We start from the raw sequence: 10,491 nt of genomic DNA, 5'->3' as shown, positions 1-10,491 counted from the left end.
TAGTGTGCTTAACACCAACCTCTAGAACCTTTTATGAACAACTTGATTAATCACTTTTAAAGAGTTATTGAAACTAGCAGACCGTCCAGACTACACTCCCCCTAACCAATCGATCATTTTAACTCAGGTGCATCCGTCTTATACAGATTCATCGTCGACTTACCATCATTTTTAGCTTCAATACTCGTGGGGTGCTTCTTTTGTGCCTGTTTAAGGTTTTCAAGTCCCTTTGTATACTGATAAGTAAAATCCTTCCGATTGACTTTTTGGAAGCCCTTAGGCGTATAGAAGCGCAAAAGATCCCCATAAATAACCCGATCTGACAAAGACAGCTCAGTTGTCACATGATTTTGAATCGATGCAATTTCTTTTTTCTGGGCACCACTTGGTTGAATGGCCTGGCCTGTCTTAGTCAAATAAACTGTGCTACCGACCTTCGTATACTTTGGGGTCACAAAGTCACCATTTCTAAATGCAACCCGTTGATCATGCTGCTTAGAAAGTAAATCGGTTCCAAACTGAATCGTGTCATTATCTTTATCCCCTAACAAATGCAAAAGGGTTGGTAAAACATCAATCTCACCACCATAACTATGGTCAACCTTGCCCTTTAAGCCCGTTGCATGGATCATAAATGGCACCTTCTGGAATTGGGCCAAATCATAGTTGTTAATTGACTTCTTGTGTAAAAGTTGGGCAATTGCCGGGCGATGGTTATTCGAAATGCCGTAATGATCTCCGTACACAACAATAACACTATTTTTCATTAATCCCGTCTTTTTAAGGTAATTCAAAAATTCGGCAAATGCCTGATCAAGATAATGAGCTGTTTGGACATACGGGTCAACGGTTTTATCACCCGTCTTAGTTGCCGGAAAATCGGTGTTTTGTTTGTCAAGTTCATACGGATAATGATTCGTTAAAGTGATGAGTTTAGCATAGAATGGCTGTGGCAACTGTTGAATGTAATTGGCAGCATCCTTAAAGAAAATTTTGTCCTTTAACCCATAGCCAACACTATATGACGGCTTTGTTTTATAGTACTGGGAGCTAAAGAAATATTGATAGCCCCACGATTTGTAGGTACTATCCCGATTCCAAAAGCTTGGGACGTCACCATGAAAAGCCGCCGTCGTATAGCCCTGCTGATCCAAAATGGCTGGTGCGGCTTGATAGGTATTTTGGGCGCCATACGTAACCATTGCCGAACCTTGAGGAAGCCCGTACAAAGAATTCTCCAACATCATTTCAGCATCAGACGTTTTCCCCTGCGCGACTTGATGATAGAAATTATCGAAACTAACCGTATTCTTATTGTGGAAAAACTTATTAATGTGTGGGGTCACTTGTCGTCCATCAACTTTATAGTCAATTAAAAATTGTTGAAAGCTTTCCAAATGAATGACAAAGACGTTCTTTCCCTTTGCCTTCCCAAAATATTCGGGGTTTGGGTTTGCCCGGTTATGTTTTAAATATTGTAAAATACTGTCCATATCACTCGCTTTAGCATGAGAGCGAGTTGCCGATTCCTTCTGGGTTTGGTATGCATTAAAGGCGGCATATTCATTCAAGCCCAAATATTTAACAATGTAATTATTATCAAACGTTCTAGTGAGCAACCCGGATCGATCGCTATTAGCCAGTCCATATTCGCCAACCATTAATAAACAAGAGGCAAAAGAGATCAGCAGTGCATACCGTTTCTTAAACGGCTGGGCATCAACTTTAATTACATGAAAGATCAATAAGAAAAGCAGCACGATAATATCCAAGAAAATGAAAAAGTCACTCAACCGAACAATTTCAGCTAAACTCTTTCCAAGATTATTTTGGACGTTACCGCTGCCTTTAATGATCCCTAATGATAAGAAATCTGAAAATTCTCGATAGTAGACAATATTGGCAAAAATCCAAATTGTCTCTAAAAAGTCGATGATCATCATGAGCCAATAGGAAAGTCGGCCGCTAAAATACAACGCAATCCCAAAAGTCAATAACGCAGCTGGAATTGGATTAACAGCTAACAAGAACTCTTGCATGCCACCCTTAACACCTAATGAAAATTTCGTTAAATAAACAATGTAAGTTTTAACGCAAAAAAGCAACACGATTAGGAAAAAGAACCCTAGTCGCGTGTTTAAGATATTCGAAAACCGATATTTATTCTCAGATATCATCCTTGTTCCTCCAAAAAATCTGTTAAACAGCTGTTTAAGCCGGTTTATCAGAATCATCAACTTTATCTGGTTTGATTAATAATGCAAAGGCACCAGCAGCCATTCCAAAGTAGTACGTCAGCAGCCGCCACAATATCATTGCTAATACGAGCTTACTGTTGCTGGAAATGAAACTATGGAACAAAGATTCAAAACTAAACTCTGCCCCACCAGATCCACCTGGAATCGGAAAGAGTGAGATAATCATCACGATCATGATGTGTAAACTTGTTACCATAAAAACGTTCACACTATCATACCCTAATGAGAGCATGATAAAGTACGGGATTAAATAATAAAACAGCAATTGAAAGAAAGTTAAGACAACAACTTTTAGCAAAAGCTTAGGCTGCCTGCCAATTCGGATACTTTCTTCATATAAGTTATCAATTTTTTCGTAGAGCGTCACTTGCATGGCATAAAACTTTTTATCCTTTACAAACCATTTTACTGGATAAAAAAGAATTTTGGTGACTCTCTTAGTAAATCTTGGCCAGTACATAATCATCAACAAACCAACAATGACAAAAAAGTGAATTAAAAAACCAAACAGGACAAATAACGCTAAAAAGTGCATCTTGCTGGCCACAAAATGAAACCCAATCACCAAACTAATAAAAAAGTTGATGACAATCATCGCTTGATAGACCACAAATTTCATGAGTAGCACTGAACTTGCCCGGCCGCCATCAATGCCGGTTTGAAGCATCACAATTAATTGTCCCGGTTGGCCGCCAGACGAAAATGGCGTAATCCCATTAAAGAGTTGTTCAACTAAAGGTACACGCAATGCATCTTTAAATGTGAATTTTTTGACCCGATTAGAAACCAGAACTTTGGTGATAATTCCTTCAATCAACAGGTATGCACAAATACAGCCGAATGCAACCAGCAACCACCAAGGATCAAGCGTAAAAAAGTCATGGATTAGCACGCTAAGCTTAATATCCTTCATTGAGTACGCGAGGATCAAAGCCCCAATGATCACCATTGCAAGTAAGGTGATTTTATTTCTTCGTGACATTGTTAACCTTCCCTAGCCTGTTGGGTGTAAAAGTCATGCCAAACCTTTGCTAAACGAGATTCTGAATATTGCTGACTTGCCCGTTGCGTTGCCAGTTTCAACTGACCCAACTTGGTTTGATCGTTAATCAATTCCAACAGTTGATCATTCATTTCGTCAACATCTTTGGCCGCTAAGTAATAACCATCAATAATTGATTGATATAGTTTGAGGTCTCTCAGCATAACCGGCGTGTTAGTCGCAAACGCCTCCAGGACAGACATTGGAAACAACTCATTATATGACGGTAGTAAGAACAAATCCGCCATATTATAATACGTCACCATTTTTTCTCGATCAATGATACCTGGAAACGACAGATTAGCGGGAGGATCCTTAACAATCTTTTCCAGCTGTGAGTAGCCTTCGGTTATTTTGCCGAATGAAAAACCACCCGTCCAAATAAATTGGATTGTCGGGTTGCGTTTTGCTAACTCAACAAAATCCAAGACGCCTTTTCTGGTTTGAATCTGGCCACTCCCTAAAACTGTAAATCGATTTTGATCGTAGCCGTGAGCGGCTCTTAAAGCACGCTTTTGCTGACTATCAACGGCATAAAACTCATTTTTGCTGACAAAGTTTGGAATATAAGTAATCTTATCAGCCATTATCCCATACTTTTCAAGCTTGGGGATAAATGACGGATTGACAACCACAATATGATCCATTCGCTTATAAAACGCAATCACATATCGATAAAAGATCCCTTTAAATGGTTGGGGGATCTTTAGACTGCCTTCTAACGTTTCCGGAATAAAATGGACATAACCAATTTTTCGCCCACGCTTTTTCGAAAACGTGGATAGGTAAAAGCTCGGATTAATCGTATGGTAATGACTAATATCCGCTGTTTTATAGCTATTAATGGTAATCTTGAACTCCTGGGGGAAATGCTTTTTTAACATGCTGATCAGTTCATCATAAGCACTACCAACACCTTGGCCCTTAACCTTATCCGCAGTTGAAAACATGTTGATTTTAAGCATAAAAACTCCTTTGAAAACAATTAATCGATATTAGCAGTTGGATCCTTGGAAAGCGCTTGTTCAACGGTCACACTCCGATAGAAATCAATCACCCGCTTGCCAAACGTCTCAGCAGAAATTGCATCGAGCTTTTGCTGCAGGATACCGTGGGCCTTGGCCGTATCGTTTTCGATTGGCGACTGCAAATATCTTGTCACGGCTTCAACATACCCGTCCGCATTTTCAAAGGTGCTGCCAAGCGTTTCGCTGCTTAATAAGTTGTTCGTATAATCACTAGCCGTCACCACAACTGGCAATCCAGCGGCCATAGCTTCAATATAAGTCAACCCTTGGGATTCTGATTCAGAGGCTGAAACAAACACATCTGCAGCCCGATAAAACGCATTTACGTGGTCATTACTGATTTCACCGGTAAAAACCACGTGTTGATCCAGCTGTAGCTGATGAACCTGAGCCATTAAGTCATCCTTGGCCGGACCATCACCTACGATCATCAGCATTGCGTTTGGCACTTGTTCCAGAATTTTTGGCATCCAATCAACCACTTGAGAAAGGTTTTTTTCATAAGCCAGGCGACTAATCGATAACATTAACGGTGCCTTTTCTGGTATCTGATAAGTTGATCGAATATCAGCAGTTAGCCTTTGCGTGTACATCCCAATATCAATTCCGGTTGGAATAATTCGCATTTGACTTTTTACGCCATAGTCAGTTAATTTATCCAAAACGCGATCACTAGGCGCAATGACGCCAGAGAGATGATAACAAAATGCTAAGGTGCCTTCCTTAACGTGAACCGGTTTGAGCAATTTGCCATTTGCAACGTAGTGAAGGTAATCTTCGTACATTGTATGATAAGTGTGGATACAGGGAATATTTAAATTTTTAGCAACAAATTTACCGATAATTCCCATCGAAAACTCAGTTTGAGTGTGGACAATATCCAAGTTTAATTCCTTTGCAATTTCATAAGCCTGAAACAATCCCCGAACCGCAATTCGCCGATCAGTAAATGAAATAAATGGGATACTTGAGAATCGAAAGATATTTCGTTCATATGTATCTTTATCAACATGGGGGTCGGTGGTCGTAAAAATATATACCTGATTTCCCTGTCGTTCCAATTCATTCTTAAGCGTTCGAATCGAAGTTGCAACGCCACTTACTTGTGGGAAATAGGTGTCTGTAAAAATGCCAACGTTCACGATTGACACCCCTTTCTTTTATAGTCTTAATTGATCAAGCTAACCGTTTAGCTTACATCGATCATGAATTATCCCTCTGCCGGTATTCGCTACGCGTCCGACAATCGTTATAATTATATTTGTTTAGTTCTAGTATTGCAAACTGACTGTACTAAAAAACAAGCCGCCAATCAAGCATTCAGCGCGATTGGCAGCCCGTTTTTTAAGTTATTTATAAGTCGCATGCCCATTAGCAGTTGCTTGGTGGACAAAGTCGATAACCTGCTTTTGATCTGCGGCCATTGTGACCACTTCATTAGCCAACGTCACCATCCGCCGAGTGTTCAATCGGTCAATTAGTTGTTTCGCATAAGAAATGGCAGCTGGATTCATTGAAAATCCATCCAACCCCATCCCCTTTAAAATCGGAATGGCCAGCGGGTCGGCAGCCAGTTCGCCGCACATAAAAGCGGGAATTTGATGATCATGGCAGGCATCAATAACGCTCTTGACTAACCTAAAAATAGCCGGATTCTCAGGCTGATAGAGGTCAGCCACTTGTTCATTTCCCCGGTCAGCTGCCAGCAAGTACTGAGTCAAATCATTCGTCCCGAGACTCATAAAATCAACATCGTTAACGAATTGATCAGCCATAATGGCAACCACTGGCACCTCCACCATCATTCCAACCTTCAACCGGCCAATCGCTACCCCCTCTGATAATAGCTTAATTCGCTCTTGGTCTAATAACGCCTTAGCTACTCTTAGCTCATGCAGTGTTGTAACCATCGGAAACATAATTGACAACTTGCCATATGCCGAAGCACGCAGCAGCGCCCGCAATTGTGTTCGAAAAATCGATTGATGGGTTAAGCTAAGTCGAAGGCCTCTCAATCCCAAATAAGGGTTCATTTGGTCATCGAAAGCTCCCGTCGTTTCTTGTTTATCACCACCAATATCAGCAGTTCGAATAATCACAGGCTTTTCTCCCATTTGAGTTAAAACTGCTTTGTAGGCCCTAAACTGTTCCGCTTCTGTGGGCAATTGGTGGGCTTTTAAATACAAAAACTCAGTTCGAAACAAACCAATTGCTTGAGCACCATTGGCAAGCGCTTTGGCCACGTCCGCTGGATCATTGATGTTAGCAGCTAAAAGTGACCGGTCCCTATCAGCTGTCACTTTTGTCTGACCAACTGGTCTGATGCGCCGATGTAATTGCTGTTCATATTCGCGCTGGCGGTGTATATTCTCTTCAAGTTGAGCCGAAGTTGGCTTGACAATCACCTCACCGGTTGAACCATTAACAATCATCATATCGCCATTGTTAATCGCTGTTTCGGCGTTTTGTAAGCCAACAACTATGGGAATTTCAAAATTGCGTGACATAATCACGGAATGACTGGTAGTGCCACCAACATCTGTGACGATGGCTTGAACCATTGTTGGCAAAAGTTGAGCCGTTTGGATTGGCGACAATTCATGGGCCACAACAATGGCCTGCTGATTCAAGGCAGTCGCTTCAATCGGTTTAGCTCCCAGTAAATGGCTCAAAACCCGCTGCATAACTTCATGGATTTGTTGGTCACTGACCGGTTTAACTGCTGCCTGTTTTTGTCTTTCATGATAAGCCCGCAGCACTGTCGTTACGGCCATTTCTGCGGTTACTTTTTGATTGGTAATCAATGTTACCATTTGGTCAATAAGCATTTGATTACTCAAAATTGACACCAAAAATTGAAAGACCCCAGCTTCATGGCTGCCGAGGTCTTTTTGGGTTATGTGTTGAATTTTAATCAGCTCATTTTTTGAAGCCATCACCGCGGTTTGCAGTCGTCTAATCTCTGCTCCCACATCATCAATGGTTTGATTCTCAAATGAAAGGTCGAACTTCGGCAATTTCAAAGCCGGTCCAATGGCAATTCCACTACTAGCGGCGATTCCCATAAACTTTTTCATGACGTTATTCAGTCAATCCTTCTGCCTTCATTGTCTCAGTAATTGCCGCAATTGCCTGCTTTTCGTCATCGCCATCGGCAGTAATGGTAACTGAGGCGCTTTGGCCGACTCCTAATGACATGACACCCATAATTGATTTCAAGTTAACGGATTTTTCTTGATATTCAAGTGTAATATCTGAATTGAATTTACTTGCAGTTTGAACCAATAAAGTAGCTGGGCGCGCATGAATGCCAGTCTCTGCTACGATGTTATATTCACGTTTTTCCATTATAAATCATTCTCCTCTGATCAATTTTATAAACTTCGAAAAATAATTTCAAAATTTAAAATTATTTCTTACTCATCTTAGAATAGCAATATATCAGTGAAAATACAAGCTTAACCTCAACCGCTTACAGCATTTATTGCGACTTTTTGTCTGCTTCGTCTCGTTCAAAAACATAGGTGACAATCCCACCTTGATTTGCGGTTCCAATAACTCGTTTTCGTTTATCAAAATTCATATAGGCAACTTGAAAAGCCATGAAGTCATCTGGGTGAACCTCAATTTGATCAATCTCACCTACTTCAAGCTTTTTCAATTCCGCTGCATAGTCAATTTTTTCTGCCAATTCCATTTACCTCCAAATTTCCGGCCAAGTTCAATTACTTGATTACATATCATCTTGTTGTATAATAATTTCAAAGGTCAAAGTTGGTCAGTAACCAAATCCTTCCTTGTCCTTTTATTTTCTATATTAAAGGAGGAAAGCAATTAATGCTATGTCAAAATTGCCATAAGAATCCAGCAACCATTCATCTTTATACCAACGTGAATGGTCAAAAGCAAACTATTAATCTTTGCCAAAATTGCTATCAACTCCTCTCGAATCAACAACGTAATGCAGGAGGTGCTCAAGATATGGCTCAAGATCCATTTGGGTTTGGTGGCTTGGATGATATTTTCCGGGCAATGCAAAACGGAAATATGAACCCATCAAATTCACAAGAAATTCCGCCTACTCAGCCAATGGGGCCAAATAACGGTGGCGGCCCCAGAGGTACTAGGCAAGGCGGCAGCTCTCTTCTTGGCCAATACGGAATCAATTTAACTGAATTAGCCAGAGAAGGCAAAATTGATCCGGTAATCGGTCGTGACAATGAAATTAAGCGAGTTGTCGAAATTCTAAACCGTCGAACCAAAAACAACCCCGTATTGATCGGCGAAGCTGGGGTTGGTAAAACAGCTGTGGTTGAAGGATTAGCTCAAGAAATTGTTTCGGGCAACGTGCCTTCCAAACTGCAAAACAAACAAATCATTCGCCTCGATGTTGTCTCACTTGTTCAAGGAACTGGAATCCGTGGTCAATTTGAACAGCGAATGCAACAATTAATTAAGGAAGTTCAAGATAATCCTGACATCATCTTATTCATTGATGAAATTCATGAAATCGTTGGTGCTGGAAATGCTGAAGGCGGCATGGATGCCGGTAACGTCTTAAAGCCAGCCTTAGCTCGTGGCGAATTCCAGTTAATTGGTGCCACAACGCTAAAAGAATATCGAGATATCGAAAAAGATTCTGCTTTGGCACGCCGACTTCAACCAGTTACAGTCGACGAACCAACTCCAGAGCAATCGATTAAGATCCTAAAAGGGATTCAAAAGCGCTATGAGGATTATCATCACGTTAAGTACACTGATGACGCGATTAAAGCGGCCGTTAAACTGTCTGATCGGTATATTCAGGATCGATTCTTACCAGACAAGGCTATCGATTTACTCGATGAGGCTGGCTCTAGGAAGAATTTGACGATTAATACCGTTGATCCTCATACGATCGACGAAAAGATTCAAAGCGCTGAGAAGCAAAAACAAGCTGCTTTGAAGAGTGAAGATTACGAAAAAGCCGCCTACTATCGTGATCAGGTAAGCAAACTTGAAAAAACCAAGCAAAACGGCAACGTTGCATCAGAGGATACGCCAAAAGTTACCGAAGAAGACATGGAAAAAATCGTCGAAGAAAAGACCGAAATTCCAGTTGGCGAACTTCAAGCCAAAGAGCAACAACAGCTTCGCAACTTGGCCCCTAACCTTGAACAACACGTTATTGGCCAAAACGAAGCGGTCGAAAAAGTTGCCCGCGCGATTCGCCGAAACCGAGTTGGTTTTAACGGAACTGGTCGGCCAATTGGTTCATTCCTATTTGTTGGCCCTACCGGCGTTGGTAAAACCGAATTGGCTAAACAACTTGCTTATGAACTATTCGGCTCAAAGGATTCAATGATTCGCTTTGACATGTCTGAGTACATGGAGCCGCATTCAGTGGCTAAGTTGATTGGTTCACCTCCTGGCTATGTTGGGTACGAAGAAGCTGGTCAATTAACTGAACAAGTTCGTCGTCACCCATATAGCTTAATTTTACTTGACGAAGTTGAAAAAGCGCACCCGGATGTTCTTCATATGTTCCTGCAGATTCTAGATGATGGTCGTTTGACTGATAGTCAAGGGCGCACGGTTTCATTTAAGGATACCATCATCATCATGACCAGTAATGCTGGCCAAGGTGATGCTGAAGCCAATGTTGGTTTTGGTGCTGCAGCCACAGGGAAGACCCACTCGATCATCGATAAGTTAACTGACTACTTCAAGCCAGAATTACTGAACCGATTCGATGACATTGTTGAGTTTAGCCCGCTTTCAAAGGACAACTTACAAAAGATTGTTTCCTTGATGATTGATGAGGTTAATGGCATGCTTACTCAGCAAGGCTTGCTCATCAATGTAACTGATAAAGCGAAGGCTAAGTTAGTTCAATTGGGATACAATCCAGCAATGGGTGCCCGTCCACTTCGAAGAGTGATTCAAGAGCAGATTGAAGATAAAGTAGCTGACTACTACTTGGATCATGAAGGGGCTGCAAGTTTGACCGCTGACGTTGACAGTAAAGGAAATATCTTTATTAAGACAGATGCACCGGCTCAACCTGCCGCTAAAACAAGCGATTCGACCAAAAAAGATTAGCGCGCTTTAACTAAAACCTAACGCAATCCGAAATGCCCGATAGTTGTTAGATAAGAAAGTCTAATGATTGTCGGGCATTTTT

8 protein-coding genes are annotated in these 10,491 nt (G+C 41.2%); 1 reads left to right on the top strand and 7 read right to left on the bottom strand.

Annotated features, from left to right (window positions below):
* Positions 1-113 precede the first annotated feature (113 nt).
* The 7 genes from YK48G_RS00065 to ykzS form a co-directional block, all read right to left on the bottom strand.
* The gene (locus tag YK48G_RS00065; protein ID WP_203628671.1) at positions 114-2,177 is read right to left on the bottom strand and encodes an LTA synthase family protein; all 2,064 of its coding nucleotides are present in this window, start codon (positions 2,175-2,177) and stop codon (positions 114-116) included.
* A 34-nt stretch (positions 2,178-2,211) separates the two neighbouring features.
* Entirely contained in the window at positions 2,212-3,240 is a 1,029-nt protein-coding gene (locus tag YK48G_RS00060) for a lysylphosphatidylglycerol synthase transmembrane domain-containing protein (protein ID WP_203628670.1), read from the bottom strand.
* 2 nt (positions 3,241-3,242) lie between these two features.
* Positions 3,243-4,265: a glycosyltransferase family 4 protein gene (locus tag YK48G_RS00055; RefSeq protein ID WP_203628669.1), complete on the bottom strand. Its 1,023-nt coding sequence runs from the start codon at positions 4,263-4,265 to the stop codon at positions 3,243-3,245.
* A 20-nt stretch (positions 4,266-4,285) separates the two neighbouring features.
* Positions 4,286-5,470, bottom strand: a complete 1,185-nt coding sequence (locus tag YK48G_RS00050; protein ID WP_203628668.1) for a glycosyltransferase family 4 protein — start codon at positions 5,468-5,470, stop codon at positions 4,286-4,288.
* A 207-nt stretch (positions 5,471-5,677) separates the two neighbouring features.
* Positions 5,678-7,405 (bottom strand): phosphoenolpyruvate--protein phosphotransferase, encoded by a 1,728-nt coding sequence (ptsP, locus tag YK48G_RS00045; RefSeq protein ID WP_203628667.1) that lies wholly within the window; start codon positions 7,403-7,405, stop codon positions 5,678-5,680.
* A gap of 4 nt (positions 7,406-7,409) precedes the next feature.
* Positions 7,410-7,676, bottom strand: coding sequence for a phosphocarrier protein HPr (locus tag YK48G_RS00040; protein ID WP_203628666.1), 267 nt, complete (start codon positions 7,674-7,676; stop codon positions 7,410-7,412).
* A 133-nt stretch (positions 7,677-7,809) separates the two neighbouring features.
* Complete coding sequence (gene ykzS / locus YK48G_RS00035; protein ID WP_203628665.1) at positions 7,810-8,025, bottom strand: protein YkzS; 216 nt, start codon at positions 8,023-8,025, stop codon at positions 7,810-7,812.
* A 140-nt stretch (positions 8,026-8,165) separates the two neighbouring features.
* On the opposite strand from ykzS, the gene YK48G_RS00030 reads away from it, so the two are divergent.
* Positions 8,166-10,409, top strand: a complete 2,244-nt coding sequence (locus tag YK48G_RS00030) for an ATP-dependent Clp protease ATP-binding subunit (protein ID WP_203628664.1) — start codon at positions 8,166-8,168, stop codon at positions 10,407-10,409.
* Positions 10,410-10,491: the final 82 nt, after the last annotated feature.

Origin of the sequence: Lentilactobacillus fungorum, assembly GCF_016860605.1 — a bacterium.
GTDB classification, from domain to species: Bacteria; Bacillota; Bacilli; order Lactobacillales; family Lactobacillaceae; genus Lentilactobacillus; species Lentilactobacillus fungorum.
This window is presented reverse-complemented; position numbering and strand designations above follow the sequence as displayed.